18 protein-coding genes are annotated in these 24,924 nt (G+C 56.7%); 9 read left to right on the top strand and 9 right to left on the bottom strand.

Annotation, left to right across the window (positions count from 1 at the left end; genetic code table 11):
- Positions 1-264: 264 nt before the first annotated feature.
- From porG to V9K67_RS10735, 3 genes are all read right to left on the bottom strand, one after another.
- Positions 265-1,098, bottom strand: coding sequence for a type IX secretion system protein PorG (porG, locus tag V9K67_RS10745; RefSeq protein WP_336722245.1), 834 nt, complete (start codon positions 1,096-1,098; stop codon positions 265-267).
- Positions 1,099-1,254: 156 nt separating this feature from the next.
- Positions 1,255-2,283 carry a dipeptide epimerase gene (locus V9K67_RS10740; protein ID WP_336722244.1) on the bottom strand — a complete coding sequence of 343 codons (1,029 nt, stop codon included), beginning with the start codon at positions 2,281-2,283 and terminating at the stop codon, positions 1,255-1,257.
- Between the two features lies 1 nt (position 2,284).
- Positions 2,285-4,972, bottom strand: a complete 2,688-nt coding sequence (locus V9K67_RS10735; RefSeq protein ID WP_336722243.1) for a 4-alpha-glucanotransferase — start codon at positions 4,970-4,972, stop codon at positions 2,285-2,287.
- A gap of 234 nt (positions 4,973-5,206) precedes the next feature.
- Between V9K67_RS10735 and V9K67_RS10730 the strand changes: the two genes are divergently transcribed.
- Entirely contained in the window at positions 5,207-5,356 is a 150-nt protein-coding gene (locus V9K67_RS10730) for a hypothetical protein (RefSeq protein ID WP_336722241.1), read from the top strand.
- A gap of 133 nt (positions 5,357-5,489) precedes the next feature.
- Positions 5,490-5,717 carry a hypothetical protein gene (locus V9K67_RS10725; protein ID WP_336722239.1) on the top strand — a complete coding sequence of 76 codons (228 nt, stop codon included), beginning with the start codon at positions 5,490-5,492 and terminating at the stop codon, positions 5,715-5,717.
- A 214-nt stretch (positions 5,718-5,931) separates the two neighbouring features.
- On the opposite strand, the gene dnaK is transcribed toward V9K67_RS10725, so the two are convergent.
- Entirely contained in the window at positions 5,932-7,845 is a 1,914-nt protein-coding gene (gene dnaK, locus V9K67_RS10720) for a molecular chaperone DnaK (protein WP_336722237.1), read from the bottom strand.
- 121 nt (positions 7,846-7,966) lie between these two features.
- Between dnaK and V9K67_RS10715 the strand changes: the two genes are divergently transcribed.
- A complete protein-coding gene (locus tag V9K67_RS10715) occupies positions 7,967-9,478 on the top strand; it encodes a DUF4403 family protein (RefSeq protein ID WP_336722235.1) in 1,512 nt (503 codons plus the stop codon).
- A gap of 38 nt (positions 9,479-9,516) precedes the next feature.
- On the top strand, positions 9,517-9,903 hold the full coding sequence (locus tag V9K67_RS10710; protein WP_336722233.1) for an endonuclease domain-containing protein: 387 nt from the start codon (positions 9,517-9,519) through the stop codon (positions 9,901-9,903).
- A 134-nt stretch (positions 9,904-10,037) separates the two neighbouring features.
- On the opposite strand, the gene V9K67_RS10705 is transcribed toward V9K67_RS10710, so the two are convergent.
- Positions 10,038-10,583, bottom strand: a complete 546-nt coding sequence (locus tag V9K67_RS10705) for a GtrA family protein (RefSeq protein WP_336722231.1) — start codon at positions 10,581-10,583, stop codon at positions 10,038-10,040.
- 132 nt (positions 10,584-10,715) lie between these two features.
- Between V9K67_RS10705 and argS the strand changes: the two genes are divergently transcribed.
- Positions 10,716-12,494, top strand: coding sequence for an arginine--tRNA ligase (gene argS / locus V9K67_RS10700; RefSeq protein ID WP_336722230.1), 1,779 nt, complete (start codon positions 10,716-10,718; stop codon positions 12,492-12,494).
- 93 nt (positions 12,495-12,587) lie between these two features.
- Here the strand turns inward: argS and V9K67_RS10695 are convergent, their stop codons facing one another.
- Both V9K67_RS10695 and glgB read right to left on the bottom strand, forming a co-directional pair.
- Complete coding sequence (locus V9K67_RS10695; RefSeq protein WP_336722229.1) at positions 12,588-13,613, bottom strand: tetratricopeptide repeat protein; 1,026 nt, start codon at positions 13,611-13,613, stop codon at positions 12,588-12,590.
- A 104-nt stretch (positions 13,614-13,717) separates the two neighbouring features.
- Complete coding sequence (gene glgB, locus V9K67_RS10690) at positions 13,718-15,763, bottom strand: 1,4-alpha-glucan branching protein GlgB (RefSeq protein WP_336722228.1); 2,046 nt, start codon at positions 15,761-15,763, stop codon at positions 13,718-13,720.
- A gap of 160 nt (positions 15,764-15,923) precedes the next feature.
- Here glgB and V9K67_RS10685 point away from each other — a divergent pair, with 160 nt between their 5' ends.
- The 3 genes from V9K67_RS10685 to V9K67_RS10675 all read left to right on the top strand — a co-directional run bounded on the left by V9K67_RS10685 (position 15,924) and on the right by V9K67_RS10675 (position 20,667).
- Complete coding sequence (locus V9K67_RS10685; RefSeq protein WP_336722227.1) at positions 15,924-18,653, top strand: outer membrane beta-barrel protein; 2,730 nt, start codon at positions 15,924-15,926, stop codon at positions 18,651-18,653.
- Positions 18,654-18,687: 34 nt separating this feature from the next.
- Complete coding sequence (locus V9K67_RS10680) at positions 18,688-19,431, top strand: GLPGLI family protein (RefSeq protein WP_336722225.1); 744 nt, start codon at positions 18,688-18,690, stop codon at positions 19,429-19,431.
- A 189-nt stretch (positions 19,432-19,620) separates the two neighbouring features.
- Positions 19,621-20,667 carry a hypothetical protein gene (locus V9K67_RS10675; protein ID WP_336722223.1) on the top strand — a complete coding sequence of 349 codons (1,047 nt, stop codon included), beginning with the start codon at positions 19,621-19,623 and terminating at the stop codon, positions 20,665-20,667.
- 251 nt (positions 20,668-20,918) lie between these two features.
- On the opposite strand, the gene V9K67_RS10670 is transcribed toward V9K67_RS10675, so the two are convergent.
- Together V9K67_RS10670 and V9K67_RS10665 are read right to left on the bottom strand one after the other, a co-directional pair.
- Positions 20,919-22,190, bottom strand: coding sequence for a glucose-1-phosphate adenylyltransferase (locus V9K67_RS10670; RefSeq protein ID WP_336722221.1), 1,272 nt, complete (start codon positions 22,188-22,190; stop codon positions 20,919-20,921).
- A gap of 21 nt (positions 22,191-22,211) precedes the next feature.
- Positions 22,212-23,633, bottom strand: coding sequence for a glycogen synthase (locus tag V9K67_RS10665; protein WP_336722219.1), 1,422 nt, complete (start codon positions 23,631-23,633; stop codon positions 22,212-22,214).
- 222 nt (positions 23,634-23,855) lie between these two features.
- Between V9K67_RS10665 and V9K67_RS10660 the strand changes: the two genes are divergently transcribed.
- On the top strand, positions 23,856-24,821 hold the full coding sequence (locus V9K67_RS10660; RefSeq protein ID WP_336722217.1) for an ROK family protein: 966 nt from the start codon (positions 23,856-23,858) through the stop codon (positions 24,819-24,821).
- The last annotated feature ends 103 nt before the right edge of the window (positions 24,822-24,924 follow it).

The following is a 24,924-nucleotide window of genomic DNA, read 5'->3' as shown; positions in this document are numbered from 1 at the left end:
GATCAGGGGTTTCAAAATGTAAGGAACACAGGAACCTAAGGTAATAATAAGGTACGAGGTACAAGGGATGAGGTACGAAGCAAGGAAAACACGGCAAATTATTGCGCTATCCTACAAATTATTGCAGTTTATTGCAACTTATTCACCCTTCCTAAAGGAGATTGAGGCAAAAAAAAGACCATAAAGCAGGTAACTGCCTTATGGTCTCCAACTATTATAATAAAAATTATTTGCTAAACCTTCAAATGGAACTTGAGCGCCCTGTTATTGGACGGCCGGGCAACCGTAGCGGTCCCGTCCGTGCAGGGAAAAGCGGTAGGCCAGGGTGAGACCGGTGAAATAGTACCAGTCTTTTTGCTTGGCACTGCCCCGTTGGGCGCCTTTTTCGGGATAGGCAGGGTTGCCGCCGGGGATCTCGTCACCGCGGTAGGCGTATTCCACGGCCTGGGGGCCTTTGGCCGCCAGCAGGTCCGGGGCGGCGGCGTAGTTGTTACTCACATCGTCGAGGTAGTCGGTAAAGAGTTTGCGCAGGCCCAGTTCGGCGCCCAGGCGGAAGCGCTCGCCGAGGGCGAACTTCACCCCTGCGCCAAAGGGAAGCGCCAGCTGGGTGCGGGAGTACACCAGGCTTTGACTGTAGCCCGGCAATCCCTGCCCTTCGGTGCCCAGGGGCCGCAGGTACACCTTGCCGCCGGCCGAATCCTGAGCGTAGGGGTTGAAGCGGTACACCGCCAGGCCGGCAAATACGTAGGGCGACCAGCGCTTATAGTCGAAATTCATGGTATAGAACTCACCGGTCAGGCTGTATTCGGTTATGCGCGACTGAAAGCTCAGGTTGCGCTGCTGCCGCAGGTAATCTTTGTTGTAGCGATCGTCGCCGGCCACCTTGGCGAAGGTGACGCCGCCGCGGAGCACCACGCGGGGAGAAAGCTCGTATCCCAGGTTCAGGCCGATGGCCGGCTTTACCAGCTTGGGGGTAAATACGCGCCGGGCCAGGTCACCGGTGTAATTGGAAATGCCGCCAAAAAGGCCAACCTGCATTTGTGAAAAAGAGAAGGTACTAACGGTAACGGATAGTGCCAGGAGAAATAATTTTCGCATACGGAGAGGAATTGAGCCTCCCTTAGCAAATATGGGGCCAGTCCGCGCAACGATAGGGTATTGGTTAATTGGGATATGAGGATTCCCTGCCCGGAAAGACATTCCCGGCAGCAATGCCTAATATCCCAATTAACCAATTAACCAATACCCCATTTCCTAATCCATGCTTTTTAGTCCTGTAAAGCGGATGCCCAGGCCGGGATCGTCAGAAGGTTTCAGAACGCCGTTGGCGTAGGTGAGGCCGGTGGCGATGTCCTCTTCGAGGAGCAGCGGGCCGTCGGCATCGATATAGTCGGCCAGGGGCGCCAGGTGGGCGATGGCCGCGGTGCCGATGGTGCTTTCGTTCATGCAGCCGAGCATCACCTTCAGGTCCAGCTCCCGTGCCCGCCGGATCATCCGCAGGGCCGGCGTAATGCCGCTGCACTTGGTCAGCTTGATGTTGATGCCGTGGAAATAGTTTTGGCATTTATCCACATCCCCCTCTCCCACGCAGCTTTCATCGGCCACCAGGGGCAAAGGCGATTGGTCGTACAGCACCTTCATGCCTTCCCAGTTGTCTTTGGCCAGCGGCTGCTCCACCAGCTCCACGCCCAGCTGCTGCAGCACCGGGATCTTTTCCAGGGCTTCCTCCAGGGTCCAGGCCGCGTTGGCGTCCACGCGGAAGGGTGCGTCGGTATGGCGGCGCAGGGCTTCGAGGATCTCCAGGTCGTTTTCGGTTCCCAGCTTCACCTTGTACACGGGCCAGGGCTTTTCCTTCAGCTTTTCCACCATCACCTCCACCCGGTCGATGCCGATGGTGTAATCGGTCAGGGGGGCGGGAGCGCCCGAGGGGTTCCAGAAGTGCGACAGGGATTTGCCCTTCATATGGCCGAACAGGTCCCAGCCCGCGATGTCGAGGGCGCAGACCAGGAAGGGATTTTGGGGATAGAGGTGGTGCAGGTAGTGCCAGTAGCGTTCGGGCTCGGTAAAGGCGAACTTTTCGACAAAGAGCTTTTTACGCTGCAGGTCCTCCACCATTTTTTCCACGGTGATGTCGTAGTACGTTATCGCCGGGGCCTCGCCGAAGCCGTTGCGGCCCAGGTGCTCCAGCACCACCATCAGGGTGGGCTGGTGCGTCTTGCGGCCTTTGGAAATGGCAAAAGGGTACTTGAATTTCAGGTTGAATGTTTCAAAAAATGCTTTCACGTTATCGTCCGCTGTTCGTTATATAGGTTTTCAGTTCGTCGTTAAATTCCGTCTGTTGCAGCAGGTCTTCCAGGGTCAGGTGCATCCGGTACCGCCAGTAGTGGGCCGGATCGGAGGGCTCGTTGATGCGCTCGTCGTGCGGGTTTTCGCGGCGCAGCCGGCCGCTGATGCCCAGCAGGTCCTGCAGCTGGAAGATGCTCCACATGGCCGGCGAATGGAGGTGCTGCAGCACGATGTCGCGGTTCACCTCGGGTTCGCAAAAGAAAGGCGCCACGCCTTCCCTGCCCATGATCTCGTTGTAAAACTTCTGGGTGCCCGGCCGGTCCTCCTCCCACCAGCCCCTGACGGTGCTCATGTCGTGGGTGGAGGGCGTGACGACGGAAAGATAAGGCGCATCCTTGGGATGGAAGAATTCTATTTTCGGGTCCTTGGGCATGCGCTGGATCTCGAGGCTGAGGATGCCCAGCTGCTGCATCACTTCGGGCACGCTGTGGGGCACCATGCCCAGGTCCTCGCCGCAGATCAGCATATGGGTCACGTCTTTCAGGGCCGGCAGCTTTTTGAGGGCTTCCTTTTTCCAGCATTCGTCCTGGCGGTAATAGAAGTAGTCGATGTAGAAGTTGTAGAGCGGTCCTTTGAGGTAGTCGTCGAGCCGCTGGAAGGAGGCGGTCTTTTCCATGGAAATGCGGAAATGAAACAGCTGTCCGCCGGAGCCTCCCTCCTCGAACAGGAGGACGTTGGAGATGAGGTCGAACAGCCCAAGCTTTACGCGTCTGGTGGTCTCGTCATCGTTCCAGGTGGCCAGGAGGGCCTCCACTTTCCGCTGGGTGTTGACGGCCTCTTTCAGGTCGTAGCCGCCGCGGTCGTTACGGTCGAGAAATTCTCCCCGCACCCAGTCGGCGTCACTACCAAAAATTTCCTGCAGGATGTCGTCGGTGATATAGGGGCGGCAGAAGCGGTCGTAGTCGAAGCGGATGCCGCGGCTTTCGAACTCGTGGAGGTGCAGGGCCTGGGCGGGCACAAAGACGCCCATGATGCCTTCCACGGCATGCATCGGTACGCTCCAGATGCGGAAGAAGCCCAGGATATGGTCGATGCGGAAGGCGTCGAAATAATGGCTCATCTGGTGAAAACGGCGGTGCCACCATTCGAACTGGTCTTCCTGCATTTTCTTCCAGTTGTAGGTGGGGAAGCCCCAGTTCTGGCCTTTGACGGCAAAGGCGTCGGGCGGGGCGCCGGCCTGCATGTCCATATGGTATTGTTCGGGCGCCATCCAGGCGTCGCAGCCGAAGCGGTAGATGCCGATGGGGATATCGCCCTTCAATACCAGGCCCTTGCCATGGGCGTAGCGGATGGCGTCGCGCAGCTGCAGGTGCAGGTGGTATTGTACGAAGTACCAGAAGGCGATCTCGCGGTAATGCTTGCCCGAGGGGGAGCAGAGCTGCTTGATCTCTTCCTCGCGGTACACCTTGTGGGACAGCCATTGCGAATAGTCGGGCGTGCCGTACAGGTCGCGGAAGTGGCAGAAGGCGGCATAAGGGATCAGCCAGAAGGCGTTGGAATCGAAGAATTTCCGGTAGTCGTCGCTGTGCAGGAAGCCGTCGCCCTTGGCTTCGAACAGCTCGCGCATGACGTTCAGCTTGGCGTGCAGCACTTTTTCGTAGTCCACCACGGGCAGCTCGCCCAGCTCTTTTTTCTTGCGGGCCAGGGGCTCCAGCAGGCCGGCGTGTTCGGGGCCGGCCACCGCTTCAAGGTGGAGGTACACGGGGTTGAGGGCGAAGGCCGAGATGGCGGCGTAGGGGTACGAGTCCTTCCAGGTGAGGGTGGCCGTGGTATCGTTGACGGGCAGCAACTGGATCAGTTTCATCCCGGTCAGGGCGGCCCAGTCGGCCAGCAGGCGGATGTCGTTGAATTCGCCGATGCCGAAGGAGTCGTTCGAACGCAGGCTGAAAACGGGGATAGCCAGGCCGGCGCCCTTCCAGGTGTTGTTGGGCCGGTACACGAAATTGTCGTGCAGCACTATGCGGCTGCCTTCGCTGCCGGGGAAGTTCAGGTGGCGGTTCTCCCCTCCTTCGTAGCGCACGAACCGTCCTTCGCGAAAGTTGTACACGCCATATTTATAGGCAATCGGGTAATAGGCGGCGGACAGGTCCACCGAGGCCACCCACCATTCCCGTTCGCGGTGCAGGAGCACGGGCGCGCTTTCGTTCCAGTTGCCCAGGGAGTCGGCGGCGCCCAGCAGGCACACGCATTCGTCGTGGCCCAGCAGGGGGGCCTTTACCTTGAAGGTATGGGTGCAGCAGTCGGGCTGACGGCTTTCAATGAATTTGTCCTCATTGGTCAGCACCCGGGTAAACGGGGCGGTATAAAAAGCGTTCTCGTATTCGCCGGTACTGTTCCAGGTGTCTACCGCTACCAGGTGGCCGGGAGCGCCTTCAATCTTGAGGTGGCGGTGTTTTTCCCCATCGAGGAGGGTGTTGCCCCGGTCGTCGCGGAAAACGTAACGGTACGAGAGCGCAGGCAGGTCAAAGGTTTCCACCTCCAGGGATACAAACCAGAACTCCTCGTTCAGGTACCGCATCGGCAGCGCATGGTCCTTATGGTAATTGCCCAGGGTTACCAGGTTGCCGGTAAGGAATAAATTCTGGCCCGGGAGTGTATGGTAGCGGAGATAAAAATCGATTCTCATGGAAAAAGGTTAAGGGTGTTTTTTGGAATGAGCTAAAAGATACATCAAGGTCGGTACCAAAGTGAATTTGGGGAATTGGATAATTAGGGAATTCGTTAATTGGTTTATTGGGAATCAGGGGGGATGCCCCTCCCCAATACCCCAATCAACCAATTAACGGATTCCTTAAATCTTTTTTACCCTGCTGGCTAATTGTACCCCGTTCTCCATTACTTTTGCGGCAAATTATTACGCATGGAAAAAAAGTCGAGAGGTTTATACTGGCTCCTTTTCTTTATCTCAACCGCCGCCTTCCTGTTCGCCATTATCGCCCACTGGCCCTGGCTGACCCTGATCATCCCGTTTGTGACCACCTTTTTCGTAAAGGCTATGGATATCATGTAAGCAAAAAGCTTTATCATATATAAGGCCGCCCCAACGGGCGGCCTTTTTTGTTGCATTGAACTATAATCTATTTCGCAATAACCATTATGAAAACGGAGCATTTTTATTTAAATTCCAAAAAAAATTGCTTCATATGGGAAAAAAGAGATCGTACAAAGAACAACTTCCCCCAGGACAAGGGTATGACTATGATCCCAAGACTCATTGGGAAATAAAAAAAGAAAAGGCTCCTCCAGCAGATATAGAACGTTGGGAAAATCGAAGACTAAGTAGAACCAACCTTGACCATTTCTACCCAGATGACCATGGTTTAGGCTCGCCCAATGATTCGGACGATTATAGTGACGAATCCCATCCTTAACTCTTTCTAATTGCTTTTCAGTATTTTTAAATCCAATCCCCCCAGCTGTGCTACAGTTAGAACAAAAAGTCTAATAGAAAGTACCTAAATAGCTCCGCAGTTGGAAGCCCGGAGGGCTTCCAACTGAACGGGCAATAAAAAGGCCGCCCCGCTCTTTCGGCGGGACGGCCTTTCGCTTATCAGCCTATATCCTTTCTATTTGAAAAACAAGAAATTACTTCACTTCTTCGTACTCAGCATCGGTCACGTTTTCGCCGCCGGGGCCTGCATGGGCACCTGCGCCGGCTCCGGGACCACCATCGCCGGGCTGTTGGGCGCCGGCACCCTGGGTGGCCTTGTAGATCTCTTCGCTGGCGGCGGTCCAGGCGCCGTTCAGCTCAGTGGAGGCGGCATCGATGGCGGTAACGTCCTGCGACTTGTGGGCTTCCTTCAGCTTGGCCAGGGCGGCTTCGATCGGGGCTTTTTTGTCGGCAGGCACTTTGTCGCCAAACTCTTTCAGCTGCTTTTCGGTCTGGAAGATCAGGCTGTCGGCCTGGTTGATCTTTTCCACCCGCTCTTTTTCCTTTTTATCCACTTCTTCGTTGGCCTTGGCCTCGTTCTTCATCTTTTCGATCTCGTCCTTGGTCAGGCCGCTGCCCGCTTCAATGCGGATCTTTTGTTCTTTGCCGGTGCCTTTGTCCTTGGCGGTTACGTGCAGGATACCGTTGGCGTCGATATCGAAGATCACTTCGATCTGCGGAACGCCGCGGGGAGCCGGCGGAATGCCGTCGAGGTTAAAGATACCCAGGCTCTTGTTCTGGGTGGCCATGGGGCGCTCGCCCTGCAGCACGTGGATCTGTACGCCCGGCTGGTTATCGGAAGCGGTGGAGAAAGTTTCTGATTTCTTGGTCGGGATGGTGGTGTTCGACGGGATCAGGGTGGTCATCACGCCGCCCAGGGTTTCGATACCCAGGCTCAGCGGGGTAACGTCCAGCAGCAGCACGTCCTTCACTTCACCGGTCAGCACGGCACCCTGGATAGCGGCGCCGATGGCCACCACTTCGTCGGGGTTCACGCCTTTGTGGGGCTTGCGGCCGAAGAATTTCTCTACGATCTCCTGTACTTTCGGGATACGGGTAGAACCACCCACCAGGATAACTTCGTCGATCTGGGAAGTGCTCAGGCCGGCATCACGCAGGGCCGCCTCGCAGGGTTTCAGGCAGCGGTCGAACAGGCTGTCGGCCAGTTGCTCGAACTTGGCACGGCTCAGCTTTTTCACCAGGTGCTTGGGCACGCCGTCCACGGCGGTGATATAGGGCAGGTTGATTTCTGTTTCGGAAGAAGAGGACAGTTCCACCTTGGCCTTTTCGGCAGCTTCCTTCAGGCGCTGCAGGGCCATGGGGTCTTTGCGGAGGTCCACGTTCTCTTCGCTTTTGAATTCGTTAGCCAGCCAGTCCATGATCACCTTGTCGAAGTCGTCACCGCCGAGGTGGGTGTCGCCGTTGGTGGATTTCACTTCGAATACGCCCTCACCCAGTTCCAGGATGGAGATATCGAAGGTACCGCCACCGAGGTCGAACACGGCAATGTGGTGGTCTTTTCCGCCTTTGTCCAGGCCATAGGCCAGGGCGGCGGCGGTGGGCTCGTTCACAATCCGGCGCACCGTCAGACCGGCGATTTCACCGGCTTCCTTGGTGGCCTGGCGCTGGGCGTCGTTGAAATAAGCCGGCACGGTGATCACCGCTTCGGTTACTTCCTGGCCCAGGTAATCTTCGGCCGTTTTTTTCATTTTCTGCAGCACCATGGCGGAGATTTCCTGCGGGGTGTACAGGCGGCCGTCTATATCGATACGAACAGTATTATTGTCGCCTTTTGCCACTTTATACGACCAGTGGCTGATTTCCTCGGTCACTTCATCATGACGGCGTCCCATAAAACGCTTGACGCTCATGATGGTGTTCTGGGGGTTGGTAATGGCCTGGCGTTTTGCCGGGTCGCCTACCTTTCTTTCACCATTTTTCAAAAATGCAACCACGGAAGGTGTCGTACGGCGGCCTTCGTCGTTTGCAATTACTACCGGCTCATTTCCTTCCATAACTGCCACGCAGCTATTGGTGGTACCTAAGTCAATACCTATTATTTTTCCCATTATTTAGAATTTAACGTTCATCGTCAGTTTATCAATGATTATGCCGCCCGGCCAAAAGATGCAATTTTGGCAGAGCCGGGCCGTTATCCAACTGTCATTCAAAAATATTAGCTTTAAAACGATGATATTCCGACGGTATTCTTTTTTCCTGGGGCTCCTGTGGTGGAGCCTGCTGATGGTATGCCCGGGCAGTCTGCAAGCCCAAATGCTCCTGTCCGCCCGCGGGCCCGTGTCCCCCGACTCGCTGCCGTATTCGGAGGTCAACCTGCCCATACAGATCAGCCTGAAACCCCTCTTTGCCATGGCCGAAAAGGGCATTCCCCCCCACTTTTCCTCGCCCCGCTGGCCCCACGGCTGGGTGATGGCCGACTGCGGCACCCGCTTTAAATACAGCTTCCGCCGCACGCCCCTGGAGATGAACGCCATCGGCAACACCTTCCACCTGTCGTTCACCGGCTCTTACAAGGTGGTCGGTTCCACCCGGGCCTGCCTGAACGGGGCGGTTTTGTCGCCCTGGGCGCCCTCCTGCCAATGTGGCTTTTCCGAAGGGGAGCGCAAAGTGAATATTGGCTTCAGCGTGGTCTTCCACCTGCAGTCCGACTATACGCTGAAAACCAGCATCCGCCGCACCGATCCCCGGGCCCTCAATGCCTGCAACGTCTGCTTCTGGCGCCAGGACATTACCCATATCATTATGGATGGGCTGAAAAAACAGCTCGACCGTTCCCTCAAGTCCATCCGCGACTCGTTCAGCACCATCAACCTGCGGCCCTATGTGCTGCCGGTTTGGCAGCGACTGAACCGTTCCTACTCCTTCCAGGAACTGGGATGGCTGCAGCTCAACCCCGACCGGCTGTCCATCAACTACATTTATGCCCGCAACGACATGCTCTATATTTCCCTGGGCCTGCGGGCCAAACCGGTGCTGCGGTTCGAAAAGCCGCCCCTCCAGCGCAAAGCTTTGCCGCCGATCACCACCTCGGCCCAGCCGCCCGGCTTCAATATTTTCCTCACCGCCCTGCTGCAGTACGACTCGCTGAGCCGCATCGTCAACGGGCGGCTGCGGAACCACTGGTTTAAATTCTACCAGGGCACCACACCCAAATACGTGGTAGTAAAAAACGTGGGGCTGTCGATCAACCAGATGGGCCACCTGAAAATCGCGGTAGACTTTGACGGCTCGTACAAGGGTACGGCCATCTTCCGGGGGCGCCCCTACTACAACGATTCGCTCAAAAGCATCCAGATCGCCGACATCGGCTTTGACCTGCGCACCCGCAATGCCCTGCTGCGGACCGCCAAATGGCTGCTGAACGACCAGATCATCGCCGAACTGAGCGCCCGCTCCACCTTCAACCTGTCCACCTATTACGGCATGGCCAAGGAGGAACTGAACCGGCAGATCAACAAAAAATGGAAGGGTCTGCAAACCTCCGGCAGCATCTTCGACGTGAAGCTGGTGGCCATCCAGCCGCTGGCCAACCACCTGCTGCTGCGCAGCAGCGGCTCGGGGCGGCTGAGTGTGATGGTGACGGATGTGATTAATTGGGAGTTGGACCTCACCCGTCCCGCCTCCGGCGGGACACCCTCTCCAAATGGAGAGGGCGGGGGCGGCCGTCCTACAGGCAAATAAATTGCTGCCATTTCCAACAGTCAATAAAAACTATTTCTATGGCTGATGGTAACAACGAATTATTCCTGGGAGCTTCGGGACAAATCTTTGAAAATGCCCGGAACCTGCGCCACCGGCTTACGAAGGCCGAAGCTCTATTGTGGGAAAAATTGCGAAACCGCCGGTTAAAGGCGTTAAAATTCCGCAGGCAGCATCCGGTGGACCAGTTTGTCCTGGATTTTTATTGCCCCGACCATAAAATAGCTGTTGAGTTGGATGGCAGTGCCCACGAGGGAAGCGAGGCGCAGCTTTACGATGCCGCCCGAACAAAAAAACTGGAACAATTAGGCATTCATGTTATCCGGTTTTCCAATGATGAAGTAGAGAAGGATATTCATATAGTAATGAGAAAGATAACGGACTTCGTTAAAAGAATAACCTCCTAAAAAACCGGACAACTGATAAGCAAAAGAAACACGATTGTTTTCTGAATCGAAAGGTAATTACCTCTTTAGGCGGCGCTCCTCCCCTCTCCATTTGGAGAGGGTGTCCCGCCGGAGGCGGGACGGGTGAGGTCCATTTACACCACTTGCTTCTGCTCCACCATCCGCGTCACCGCAGGCTGCACCTTTCCTTCCTTCACGCGGAAGGAGAAAAAGCGCTGGGCCAGGTAGCTGAAGACCACCACGAAGCAGGTCGTCAGGATCATCGAGGGGGTGGGGTACCAGCCCATGATGTCGACAAAGAGTTTCAAAAAAGTGTAGTTGAAAATAACGCAGGCGATCACCACCAGGAAATACCGCAGGAACTGCACCCGCCGCCGCAGGTACGACCCCTGGAACACGACGAACATGCTCAGGTAGAAGCCGGTAGGAAAGGTGATGCAGAACGCCAGGACAAAGGCGGCAATGTGCGGGCTCAGGGCAAAAGCCCCCAGGTGAAACACCTGGTTCTTAAACAGGAAGTTATGCGCCGCGGAAAAGATAAGGATGTTCAGCGCCGTATTGCCCCCGCCGCAGGCCGCATAGCGGTAGGTCTGCAGCGGCATGAACTTGCGGAACAGCGGATAAAAGAAGTCCACTAAGGCCAGGATGCCCAGTCTGGTTTGGTGATGGATCTTTCGCATGAAGCGCGAAAATAATCCCAATTTGCCAGGTTTGCTGTTAAAATCGGCGAATGCCCGCCCGGAACCTTCCAAGCAGGGATTTTTGGGGGGCCGCCCGGTTTCAGTAAATTGCGCCGCATTTAAATCCACAAAATGAGTTTAGCAGTTCAGATAAAGGAAGCCGCCGCCCAGGCAATCGGGGAAGTTTATAAGATCGATGTACCTGCCAACAGCCTGGTGATCAGCACCACCAAGCCCGAATTCGAAGGCGATTATACCGTGGTGCTCTTTTCGCTGGTGAAGCAGCTGCGCGCCAACCCCGAAAAGCTGGGAACCGAGATCGGCCAGTATTTGACCACCCACCGCGCCGACCTGTTCACCGCCTTCAACGTGATCAAGGGATTTTTGAACCTGACCATTGCCGACAGCCGCTTTGTGCGCCTGCTGCTGGAACAGCCGTCGGAGCTCCCTGCCACCGGTAAAACCGTCGTGGTGGAATACTCCTCCCCCAACACCAACAAGCCCCTGCACCTGGGCCACCTGCGCAACAACTTCCTGGGCTGGAGCGTCGCCCGCATCCTCGAAGAAGCCGGCAACGACGTCAAAAAAACCTGCGTGGTCAACGACCGCGGCGTGCATATCTGCAAAAGCATGATCGCCTGGGAACTGTTCGCCGATGGCGCCACCCCTGAAAGTACCGGCAGCAAAGGCGACCATTTTGTGGGCGACTATTACGTACGCTTTTCCAACGAACATAAAAAAGAGATCCAGGAGCTGGTGGCCGCCGGCCAGACCAAGGAGGAAGCCGAAAAGAACGCCCCCATCATGCAGCGCACCCAGCAGATGCTGGTGGACTGGGAAAAGGGCAAGCCCGAAGTGATCGACCTGTGGAAGCGCATGAACGGCTGGGTATACGAAGGCTTTGACACTACCTACCGCCGCATCGGCAGCGAATTCGATAAAACCTATTACGAAAGCCAGACCTACCTCTTGGGCAAGGAGTTCGTGGAAGAGGGCCTGGAAAAAGGCGTGCTCTACCGCAAGGAAGACGGCAGCGTATGGATCGACCTGACCGCCGAAGGCCTGGATGAAAAGCTGCTGCTGCGCCGCGACGGCACCTCGGTCTACATTACCCAGGACCTGGGCCTGGCCCAACAGAAATACGACGACTACGGCTACGACCAGAGCATCTACGTGATCGCCGACGAACAGAACTACCACATGCAGGTGCTGGAACTGATCCTCAAAAAGCTGGGCATGCCCTATGCCGGCGGCATTTTCCACCTGAGCTACGGCATGGTGGAGCTCCCCAGCGGCCGCATGAAAAGCCGCGAAGGCACCGTGGTGGACGCCGACGACCTGGTGGACGAAATGGTAAAAGAAGCCGAAAAGAAAACCAGGGAACACAGCAAGATCGAGGACTTTAGTGCCGAAGAACTGAAGGAACTGTACGAAACCATCGGCGTGGGCGCCCTGAAGTACTTCCTGCTGCGGGTAGACCCGAAGAAAAAGATGGTCTTCAACCCCGAGGAATCCATCGAATTCTACGGCTTCACCGGCCCCTTCATCCAGTACACCCATGCCCGGATCAAGTCCATCCTGCGCAAAGCGGAAGCAGAAGGCACGAAGTACGAAGGATTGGATACAAAGGAAGCAAGTGCCCTGTTACCCCTGGAGAAAGAATTGCTGCTGTTGCTGGAACAATACAGCGATACGGTACAGCAGGCGGCCGCCGAATACAACCCGTCGGTGATGGCCCTGTACGCCTTTAACGTGGCCAAGACCTACAACACCTTCTACACTGCCCACAAGGTGCTTGCCGCCGAAACGGAAGAAAAGAAGCTGCTGCGCCTGCGCCTCTGCGCCCGCACCGCCTCGGTCATCAAATCGTCCCTGGCGCTCCTGGGCATTAACGTGCCGGAAAGAATGTAATTTCAAAGAAGTATAAAAATAAAAAAGCACTCAACATTCGCTGGGTGCTTTTTTTATTTTAGCAAGGTTCGACTTCGTACCTCGTTCTTGGAATTACATTCCCGGCATGGAGATCTTTTGCTTGTTCTTCGCCAGGCTGGGATCCATCTGGATGGCCTTGTCGCAGAGGAAGGTGCCTTTTTCCTTTTCGCCCTTGCGCTGGTAGCTCAGGCCGATCATGTACAGGGCCTCGGCATTGGTCTTGTCCAGGGCCAGGAGCTGGTCCCAGTACTCAATCGCCTCGTTGTAGCGTTTGGCATCGTACAGGGCTTCGGCGATCATGTTCAGCAGGTTCACGTCGCTGGGGCGGCGCTGGAGGGCTTCCTTAAGAATGGACAGGCCCTGGTCGAACTTCTTCACGTTCAGGTAGGCGATGCCCAGGTTCTCCAGGTATTCGTTATCGCGCTTCAGGCCTTTATCGGCTGCTTCCAGCATGTATTTGAGGGCGTTCTGGTCGTCGTGCATGCCGTAGTACATCAGCGACATTTCGTAGATCCAGCGGCTCTGGGCGGGATCGATCGCCAAGGCTTTCTGGAAATAACCGACCGCCTGCTTGTAGTTCATCATGTCGGCATACGACCGGGCGATCATATAGGGCACTTCGGCGTTGGCGGGATCTTCCGTCATGGCCGCATTGAGGTGCTTGATGGCATCGCCGTAATATTCGCGGTCGTAGTTGGCCTTTCCGAGGTAGTAGCTGACCTTCTCGGAAGGATCGGCCTTCTTCACCAGCTGGGCATATTTAACGGCATCGTCAAACTGGCGCATGTTGAAGGAAAGCTGCATGATCTGCTTTAAGGTAGCCGGCGACTGGTCGCCCAGCTCCTCGAGGTGCTTGTAGGTCTCACGGGCCTGGCCGTAGCGGCGCAGGTCATTATAGGCGGCAGCCAGCTCGCCGGTGATCTGCTTGTCGCCCTTGTCCAGGGCATAAGCTTTTTCCAGGTTCTTCAAAACCTCCAGGCGGTGGCCTTTGGCCTTCTCCTCCATGGCTTTCTGGTAAAAGAAGCCCGCGCTGTCCTGCTGCGCGAACATAAAAGTACAGGAGCCCATAAGGGCGAGGGTTAATATGATTTTACGCATGGATATTGTGATTTGGTTTTCTTGGTCAGGACAAAGGTAGAAAATTGCCCCAAGGGCCCCTTCCAAATTTCGCCCAAATACCCGAAAAACCTACCGGGCAGGCCTTATTCAAGGACGATCCCGGCCAGCGGCGGTAAATTCACTATCAGCTTGCATTTCCTTTGATAATCGTTAACACTCAATTCGTTATCAGCACAATCCTGTACCCGGGCGGAGCGGATGTCGGGGTTATAGATGAGGCCGGTTCCCCCGTAGCGGGCGGCATCGCTGTTGAAGACCTCCCGGCGGTAGGGCACCTCCTCCAGCTCGATCTCCCAGTCCCAGCGCACTTCGGGGGTGAGGTTGAGGATCACCAGCAGGTCGCCGGCGGGCCGGCGGCTGCGGCGGCGGTAAACAAAGACGCAGGCCTCCGGGCGGCCGGTATCCACCCATTCGAAGCCGGAGGGGTCGAACTGGTCGGCGTAGAGGGCGGGCTGGTGGCGCAACAGGGCGTTGAGGTCGCGCACGCACTGCCGCAGGCCGGCATGGGGCGCCTGTTGCAGCAGCCCCCAGTCCAGCTCGGATTTATAGTTCCATTCCGTGGTCTGGCCGAACTCGCAGCCCATGAACAGCAGGCGGGCGCCGGGATGAGTCCACATATAGGTGTACAACACCCGCAGGTGGGCAAACTGCTGCCAGCGGTCGCCCGGCATCTTGTGCAGCAGGGGCGCCTTGCCGTGCACCACCTCGTCGTGGCTGAGGGGCAGCAGGAATTTCTCGTGGTAGTAGTACTCCATGCTGAACCGGAACTGGCCCTGCCGGTAGGGGCGGAAGAGCGGGTCGACCCCGAAATAATCCAGGGTGTCGTGCATCCAGCCCATCATCCACTTCATGCCGAAGCCCAGGCCGCCCTCGCCCACCGGCCCGCTAACGGCCGGCCAGTCGGTCGACTCCTCGGCGATGGTCTGCACGCCGCGAAAACAGCGGTAGATGGAGGCGTTCAGGTCGCGGAAAAAGGCCATGGCCTCGAGGTTGCCCGTGCCCCCGTACTCGTTGGGCTCCCACTGTCCCGGCCCCCGCGAATAATCGAGCCGCAGCATGGAAGAAACGGCGTCCACGCGGATGGCGTCAATATGGAACAGGTCGAACCAGAAGTGGGCATTGCTGATGAGGAAGGACTTCACCTCGTGGCGGCCGTAGTTGAAGATATAACTGCTCCAGTCGGGGTGGTAGCCTTTGCGCATGTCGGCATACTCGTAGGTATGGGCCCCGTCGAAGCGGAACAGGCCGTGCGCGTCGTAGGGAAAATGCGAGGGCACCCAGTCGAGAATTACGCCGATGCCCGCCTGGTGCAGGCGGTCGATCAGGTACATCAGTCCTTCCGGGGGACCGAAGCGCGAGGTAGGGGCGTAATAGCCGGTCAGCTGGTAGCCCCAGCTGCCGTCGAAGGGGTATTCCATCACGGGCATCAGCTCCACGTGGGTAAAGCCCATTTCCTGCACGTAGGGCACCAGCAGGTCGGCCGTCTGGCGGTAGCTGTTGTAGGCATCTTCATTGTGGGGGTCGGGCCGCATCCAGCTGGCCAGGTGCACCTCGTACACGCTCCAGGGGGCGTCGAGGGCGTTGTGGCGTGCCCGCCCCTCCATCCAGGCCGCGTCGTTCCAGTGGTAGTCCGTTTCCCAGGTGATGGAGGCGGTCTTGGGCTTATGTTCCCAATAGCGGGCATAGGGGTCGCCCTTGAACAGGGTGCTGCCGTCGCTGCCGGTGATCTGGTACTTGTACAGCGCCCCTTTGGGCAGGCCGGGAATAAATCCTTCCCAGATGCCGCTGCGGTCCCAGCGCGGAAAAAGCGGGTGCCGGCCGGGCCCCCAGCCGTTGAAATCGCCCACTACCGACACCGTTCTGGCGCAGGGCGCCCAGACACAGAAATAATAACCCCGTTTGCCCATGACCGTTAGCCGGGTGGCGCCGAACTTCCGGTACAGGGTCTCGTGCGTACCCTTCTGGTAGCGCCGGATATCGTCCTCGGTCAGCAGGGAAAAGCTCCAGACGGGGCCGGAGGTGTCGATGGGAAGGGGCTCTTCGCAGGGGATGGTTTCGGCGGGCGCCCAGCGGTCGGCGGTGATCCGGCCGGGTGCTGTCTCCAGTTGATTGCTCCAGTCGTTGGCCATAGGAAGGAGGTTCGCTTGGATTTGTAATGTTAAATAAAATTAAAATAGAACCGGTTAAGGAAAGCGTCAACCCTGCCCTCTGCCAAAAACAGTACCTTTCGCTCCTGATCATTCTAACCAAAACAATACAAACTGTTTTATGCGTAAAATAGTCCTCTGTATGGTTGGTGCATTACTTGCCATTTACGCCGATGCACAACAGGCTATACTCAAAGGGTCTGTCCAGGATACCCTGGAAAAGAAACCGCTCCCCTCCGCTGTCGTTACACTCGTACACAAAAAGGATTCCACGCTCTATCGCTTTACCCGTACCGGGCAGCAGGGTGCCTTTACCCTGCCGCAGGTAGCCCCCGGCAAATACGTGCTGCTGGTGAGCTACCCCAAATTTGCGGATTATACCGACGAACTGGAAATCACCGCCGGAGGCGAAAAAAACCTCGGGCGCATTGCCCTGACCCTGAAGGCCCAGCTGCTGCAGGAGGTGGTGGTGCGCTCGGGCCAGGCCATCCGCATCAAGGGCGATACCACCGAATTCGCCGCCGACTCCTTTGCGGTGCGGGAGGGCGCCACCGTAGAAGACCTGCTGAAAAAACTCCCCGGCCTGTCGGTGAACAGCAAGGGCGAGATCACCGCCCAGGGTAAGAACGTGGACAAAGTGCTGGTGGACGGCGAGGAATTCTTCGGCGACGACCCCACCGTCGCCACCCAGAACCTGTCGGCCCGGGCGGTGGACAAGGTGCAGGTGTACGATACCAAGAGCGAACAGCAGCAGCTGAGTGGCATGACCACGGGCAACGAAGGAAAAACCGTGAACATCAAGCTGAAAGAAAGCGCCAAAAGGGGCGCCTTCGGCAAGCAGGCCCTCAGCACCGATTTTCATAACTACCTCGACATCCGCTCCATGTACAACAAGTTCGTGGGCAACAAAAAAATATCGGTCTATGGCACCCAGAGCAACGTCAATGCCGGGAGCCTGAACCGCCAGGACCGCCAGAAGCTGGGCTTTGAAAACGATTATGAATACGACGAAGTGTCGGGCTACTACTCCACCATCGGCGGGGGCGACGAGTTCGGCAATGTCAGCGGCCTGCCCGAGGCCTATTCGGCCGGCGGCCTTTTTGGCAACAAGTGGAATGCGGGCAAACACAACGTCAACGGCTCGTACGCCTACAACCGGCTGGGCGCCACCAACGAACGCTCGTCGCTGACCCGCAACGTCCTGCCCAACAAGGGCCTGCAGGTGACCAGCAGCACCTCGGGCAGCGAAGGCCTGCGCCAGCAGCACAGCGCCAACGGCAAGTACGAATGGAAGATCGATTCGCTGGCTTCCGTGAAGCTGGTGACCACCGGCGCCTATAAATGGAGCAACACCTTCGACTCCACCCTCACCTTCACCCGCAACGAACTGGACGCGCTGGTGAACAAAAACGACCAGCACGGCACCAGCGAAGCCAACCAGCTGCGCATCGACAACCAACTGGTATACAAGCAGCTCTTTAAGAAAAAGAACCGCCAGCTGCTGACCACCCTGCGCCACGGCCTTATCGACGACGAAGGGCAGCAGCACCAGTACGCCCTGATGACCTTTTACCGCGACGGCAGCCCCAGGGATTCGGTGGTCGACCAGCAGCGCCACAACGAAGGCCAGTCGCAAACCCTCAGCGCCAAGGTCACCTACAACGAACCCCTCACCGCCAAATGGAACCTGGTGACGGACTATTCGTTCAGCCAGAACCAGTCCTCCTCCGACCGGGCCACCTACAACCGGTCCGCCAACGGCAAGTTCGAGAAGCTGGATTCTCTTTACAGCAACAACTTCGACCTGACGGCCAACGCCAACCACGGTACGGCCATCCTGCGGTTCGTGGACAAAAAATTCCGCTTCGGCTTTGGCTCCGGCCTGTCCACCGTGGCCCTGAAGCTGAACAACCTGTCGCAGCATACCCGCACCAACTACCGGTTTACCAACTATACGCCCCAGGCGAATTTCAGCTTTATGCCCAAACAGCAAACCAGCCTGTCGCTGAACTACCGGGGCACCACCCGCCAGCCGTCCATCGACCAGCTGCAGCCCATCCGCAACAACAACGACCTGCTGAACGTGTATATCGGCAACCCCGACCTGAAAGTGGGCTTCAACCACAACCTCAGTACCTTTTTCAGCAAGTACAAGGTGCTGACCGGCGAAGGGATCTGGGTGAACGCGGGCTATAACCTCACCAATAACGCCATCACCAACTATGCCACCTACGACGAGAAAAGCGGCAAGCGCACCACCACCCCGGTAAACGTGGACGGGAACGACAACTGGTACTTTTACGGCCAGTGGGGCCGTTCCGGCAATGGCCGCAAATGGAACTACAGCGTGCAGCTGGAAGGCAACGGCGGGCACACCATCAGCTTCATTAACGCCCAGAAAGGAGTGAATACGTACAGCAACGGCACCATCAGCGGCAGCATCGGCTACGAAAAGGAGGAAAAGCTCTACCTGAGCCTGCGGCCCAAGATCGGCCGCAACGACGCCCGCTTCTCCCTGCGGCCCGGCGAGGACAACGCCTACCTCACCTATGGCGGCCAGGCCGTGGTCAACATCACCCTGCCCTGGAAGCTACAGGTGAATACCGACCTCAATGCCGACCTGCGCCAGCTGACGCTGGGCGCCGACCGCCGCGTGAACCGCTACCTGTGGAACGGCACGATCAAGCGCAAGGTGCTGAAAAAGGATGCCGGCCAGATCGTGCTCGTTGCCAACGATATACTGAACCAGAACCGCGGCTTTTACCAGTTCATCAATGGCACCAACACCAGCGAAGGCCGCTCCTCGCAGATCGCCCGCTACTTCCTGCTGCGCTTCGAATGGAATTTTAACCAGATGCCCGGTGCCAAATAACCGCCACTCCAAAGACATTTAAACTTATTGATACATGAAACCAATTTTGTTCCTCCTCTCCTGCCTGCTGTGTGTCGGCGCCCTGCAGGCCCAGGCCCGTTTTTTCGGCAAGGTCAAGATCGAATACGAGCGCGTCGTCTACGAACGGCAGCTGGTCAAAGACCTGGACCCCACCGGGTACGAGCGCATGAAGGACCGCCTGCCCGAAAAGACGGTCACCTATTCCGAATTTGTTGGCGACACCACCCGCGCCCTGTATAAACCCGGCCGTGAACTGCCCAAGGACAACAATATCCGGTCCGTAGCGGGTAATTTCGGGGATAAGAACACCGTGTACACCGACTTCCGCAGCGGGCGCATGGTGGCGCAAAAACCCCTGTTTGAAGAAACCTTCCTGGTAGAGGACAGCCTGCCCAAAATCAAATGGAAGCTCACCGCCGACACCCGCACCATTGCGGGCTACGACTGCCACAAAGTGGTCGGCATCCTTAGCGACAGCATAGCCATCTTTGCTTTCTATACCGACGAGATCCTCGTTTCGGGGGGGCCGGAAAGCATCGGCGGCCTGCCCGGCATGATCCTGGGCATGGGCGTACCGCGGCTGCACACCACCTGGTTCGCCACCAAGGTAGAGGCGACGGGCGTGGACCTGGGAAGCATCGCCCCGCCTACCAAGGGTAAAAAGACCAATTTCCGGGGCATGATGGACGACCTGCAAAAGGTGATGAAGAAATGGGGCCCCGGCGGCCGCTACCTCATCCTGAACCTGGCCATCTAGAAAGACAATAGACAATAGTCAAGGGTCAATGGTTATGCCTTAACGGTAATGGAAAATCCGTAATCGGCACATAAACCATTGACCCTTTGTTCTATAGCATCATTTGTTTTCTTATTTTAGTCCCTTTCCATTCCGGAGAAAAACTGCCGGAACGCACCAAAGCTTACATCACTAATTGCATTGATCCACATGAGAACGCTCCTTACCCTTGCCGCCCTGGCAGGACTTACCTTAAGTGCAAGCGCACAAAAATTCACGAAGTATTACGACCGGTCTTCCAAACCCACCGAAGATGCGTCCAAAGCACGCTATGTGTCCATCGTGGAATTCAAAGACCCGCTCTGGTTCCGCTTCGATTATTATTTCCCCGAAAAGACCCAGCACCTGCAGGGAAGCTACAAGGACACGGCCTTCAAGGTGAAACATGGAGATTTTCTTACGTTCCACCTGAACCAGAAAGTGGAATCCAAAGGCACTTTTGTAAACAACCGGGAACAGGGCCTGTGGCTGCGCTACCACGACAACGGCGCCCTGGCCGATTCCGCCGTCTTTGACCATGGACGCGTGCAGGGCTATCGCCTGAAATGGCACGCTAACGGCGCGATCGCCGACTCCATCGCCTACGCCCCCGACGGCAGCGGCGTCCATTACAGCTGGTTCGACAACGGCGCTCCCTCCAATGCCGGCCGCTACGGCACCGATGGAAAGAAAACCGGCAAGTGGCAGTACTTCCACCTCAATGGCCAGCTGAGCACCCTGGAAGAATACGAGGCGGGCAAGCTGACAGCATTGCAGTATTTCGACGAGCAGGGCAAAACCGTTTCGGATACCTCCCACCTCACCCGGAAGGCCGACTTCAAAGGCGGCACGAAGGGCTGGGCCAACTACCTGAGCAGAAACCTGAACGGAGCCGTTCCCGTGAATAATGGCGCACCGGAAGGATCCTATACCGTCATCATCAGTTTCAAAGTGGACATTGATGGAAATGTTACCGACATCATTCCCATGACCAATATGGGATACGGAATGGAGCGGGAAGTGGTGCGTATTCTTCGCAACGGCCCCAAATGGATACCGGCCATGGACCACGGCAGGAAATTAATAGCCCTTCGCAAACAGCCGGTTACCTTCATTGTACAACGCCGGACGACTACGGAATACCGCACTACCAACGAAACCAACCCCGGCCGAATGGGCAACCAGGGGAATATGGGAAATACGGGGATGGGCTTTTAACCTCACCCCCGGCCCCTCCCGCTGAGGCGGGACAGGTTCTCCATGTGGAGAGGGGTGCCAAAATCAGCAGCTTATCCTACGGGATAGAACAATAGAAACTCCTATAAACAGAAAAGCCTTTTCCAAAATGGAAAAGGCTTTTCTGTTTATTTTATCCCGGTGCTCAAACCAGTAGGAAAAAACTGTGGTTTGGGCACCCCTCTCCATGTGGAGAACCTGTCCCGCCTCAGCGGGAGGGGCCGGGGGTGAGGCTATCCGATGGTAAAGCCATTGGGCAGTACGGCGCCCTTCTTTACTACTACAATACCTTCTTTCACCGTATAGAGGTTGTTGTCGGTATCCTCGAGGTGCGAGCCGCCCTTGATCATCACGTCGTTGCCGATGCGGCAGTCCTTGTCGATAATGGCGTGGTCGATGAAGCAGCGTTTGCCAATGCCGATCAGCGGCAACAGGTTCTGTTCGTCTTCCTTGATCTCGTCCAGGGTCTCGTAAAAGTCGCTACCCATCAGGTAGGAGTTTACGATCACCGAGTCGTGGCCGATGCGGGAGCGGATGCCCACGATCGAGTTCTCGATGCGGGAGGCGTTGATGATGGAACCTTCCGAGATGATGGCATGGTTCAGCGTAGTGCCGTCGATCTTGGCCGGGGGCAGCATACGCGGACGGGTGAAGATGGCGCGCTGCTTGTCGAACAGGTTGAATTCGGGCAGGTCGCGGGTCAGGGCCAGGTTGGCTTCGTAGAAGGCACGGATGTTCCCGATGTCTTCCCAGTACCCTTCGTACTGGTAGGAAGCCACTTTGTATTTGCCGATCGACTGCGGGATGATTTCTTTACCGAAGTCGGTAGCATCTTTCGATTCGTTCAGCAGCAGGTCGAACAGCAGCTTGCGGTTGAAGATATAGATACCCATGGAGGCCAGGTACACCTTTCCTTTGCTTTGCATTTCGGCGCCGGTATCGCTCACCCACTCTTCCAGGCCGGTCTTCGGCTTCTCGATGAAGGAGGAGATGAAGCCGTCCTGTGTTTTCAGGATGCCAAACTCGGAAGCTTCGCGCTGGGCTACGGGGATGGTGGCGATGGTGATGTCGGCACCTTTTTCCTTGTGCTCGTCCAGCATTTCCTGGAAGTCGATCTGGTACAGCTGGTCACCGGAAAGGATCAGGATATACTCGCTCTCGAAGGGAGCCACGTGGCGCAGACACTGGCGCACGGCATCGGCGGTACCCTGGAACCAGGCGGGGTTGTCGGGTGTTTGTTCGGCAGCAAGAATATCAACAAAAGCCTTACTGAAAATACTGAAATGATAGGTGTTCTTGATGTGCCTGTTCAAAGAAGCCGAGTTGAACATCGTCAGCACGAACATGCGGTTCATGTTCGAGTTCAGACAGTTCGAGATGGGAATGTCCACCAGGCGGTATTTACCGGCAATGGGTACGGCAGGCTTGGAACGCGTTGTGGTCAGCGGCTGAAGACGGGTACCGGCACCGCCTCCCAGGATAATCGATAGTATTTCGTTGCTCATAAGATCCAGGTTATGCTTGTGTTAATGTATAATAGATTGATAAAGGTGAATGTATTCGTCGGCGGAATGTTTCCAGGAGTTGTCCAGCGCCATCATGTAGTTGCGCATCCAGTTGAACAGGTCGCGCTTGTTGGTGTACAGGTCCAGGGCCCGGTACACCGAATCGGACACGTCGTGCACGTTGGCGTGGGTGAAGCGGATGCCGAAACCATGCCAGTCGCCAAAGTCCTTCACGGTATCTTTCAGGCCGCCGACACTGCGTACCATGGGCACCGTGCCGTAGCGGAGGGCGTACATCTGGTTGAGACCACAGGGCTCCACGCGGCTGGGCATCAACAGGAAGTCGGCGCCCGCATAGATCATGTGGCTCAGGGTTTCGTTGTAGCCGATGAAGGTATTCAGCTGGCCGGGGAACTGGTGCTTTACTTCTTCCAGCTTTCCTTCCACGACCTTGTCGCCGGAGCCCAGTACCAGGAAGCTCAGTTTGCCGCTGTAGTGGTGCAGGCAGTGGCGGAAGGTGTCGGGCAGCACGTCGGCGGCCTTCTCGCCTACCAGGCGGCCGATAAAGACAAACAGGGGCAATTCGGGGTTGAGGCCGAACTGCTCGCAGAGGGCCCGCTTATTGGCTTCCTTTCCTTCCTTGACGGTTTTAACGGTAAAATTCTTCTTGATCATCGGGTCGGTAGCGGGGTTCCACACCTCGGTATCGATGCCGTTGAGGATGCCGGAGCATTTGCCGGTTTCGTAATGGAACAGGGCTTCCATACCCTGGGCGTGCTGTTTGAGTTCCTCCATGTAGCTGGGGCTCACGGTGGTCACTTTCCAGGCGCATTTCACGGCGCTGGCCAGGGCGTTGACGTTGTTGTGCCATTCGAGCATGCCCCATTTCCAGGTATCGTGCGGGGGGATCAGGTGGTGCTTGTTGGGCCAGATCCATCCCTGGTATTCGGCGTTGTGAATGGTGAAGACGGAAGGTACGTTTGCCAGGCTGTGGAAATCGTAGCAGTACTTCATCATAAATGGAACCAGGCCGGCCTGGTGGTCGTGGCAATGGATGATGGAAGGCTTGTGCTCCCACCGGGACAGCCAGTCGCAGGCGGCGATCTGGAAGGCTACGAAGCGCTCGGTATCGTCATCGTAACCGTAAATCTTTTCTCGGTCAAGCAAGCCGTTGATGTCGATCAGGTACAGGTCGAAGCCCAGTTTGTTGGTCTTTTCCTTGATGACGCTGTAGTGGAACCAGGTTCCCCCCAGGTATTGTCCGCCTTCATGTACCAGGTCCCATTCGTTGGCGTATAAAAATTTGGTACGGTACATGGGCATGATCACTTTGGCAATATGCCCGAGGTCTGTCTGGTATTTTGGCAGTGCTCCCGCAACATCACCCAACCCTCCAGCCTTTGCTACCGGATAACATTCTGCAGTTATATGTATTATTTCCATTTTAGAGATAAAGTGTAACGGTCGTCAAATTAAGCGTATTTTTTTGATGAAAGAACGCATTTTTCCTTTAATATCAAAATCTGTTTTATTTTTCAACATGATGCCCACACGGCCATCCGGAGCGGATCAACCGGCCCTAAAGCCCTGTTTCGGCTGCCCGTTTGCGTGGAGCTTTTGCGGGACTTCCAACCCCTAATTTTTGAACAAAAAAATCGATCGATCATGCAAGATTCTTTAGAAAAATACGCCATCGGCGTGGACATCGGCGGCACCGGCACCAAGTACGGCATCGTAGACCACCGGGGCCGGATCACCCACAAGGGCAGCGACCTGCCGACTCATAAATTCGGGCAGCCGGAAGCTTTTGTAGACGCCCTGCACGACGCCCTGCTGCCGGCGATGGAACAGGTAGGAAAGGAAAACATCCGCGGCATTGGCGTGGGCGCCCCTAACGGCAATTATTATTCAGGCACCATCGAGTACGCTCCCAACCTGCCGTGGAAAGGGCTGGTGCCGCTGGCGCAGCTTATAACCGAAAAGTTTGGCCTGCCCGCCTCGCTGACCAACGACGCCAATGCAGCGGCGGTGGGCGAGATGACCTATGGCGCGGCCCGCGGCATGCGGGATTTTATCATGATCACCCTGGGCACGGGCGTGGGCAGCGGCATCGTGGTCAACGGCCAGGTGGTGTACGGCCACGACGGCAATGCCGGCGAGCTGGGGCACACCATCATCCGTCCCGGCGGCCGCCTGCACTGGTCCACCGGCCTGGAGGGTTCGCTGGAGTCGTATGCTTCCGCCACCGGCATCGTGGTTACGGCCAAAGAGCTGCTGGCCGCCGATGGTGGGAAAAGCGCCCTGCACGCGCTGGCGCCGGAGAAAATAACCTCCAAAGCCATTTACGAAAGCGCCGTCAGCGGCGATGCGCTGGCCCTGGAGGTGTACCGCTTTACCGGCCAGGTGCTGGGCGAGGCTTTGGCCAACTTCATCATGTTCTCTTCGCCGGAGGCCATCGTGCTGTTCGGCGGCGTCATCAAGGCCGGCGACCTGCTGCTCACCCCCACCCGTGAGCACATGGAGCGCAACCTGCTGCCGATCTTCCGCAATAAGGTAAAACTGGTATTCAGCGAATTGAAGGAAGCCGATGCGGCCATCCTGGGGGCCAGTGCCCTGGCGTGGGAACGCTAGACACCTCACCCCTGTTTAAAAAACAAATCCCTTTCACCAGGGTATTTTGTTCTGCGAACAACTACCCGGTGAAAGGGACTGAATATGATCCTAAAGTTTTTTC

It is taken from the genome of Huijunlia imazamoxiresistens (assembly GCF_037132455.1).
Classification (GTDB): domain Bacteria; phylum Bacteroidota; class Bacteroidia; order Chitinophagales; family Chitinophagaceae; genus Flavisolibacter; species Flavisolibacter imazamoxiresistens.
This window is presented reverse-complemented; position numbering and strand designations above follow the sequence as displayed.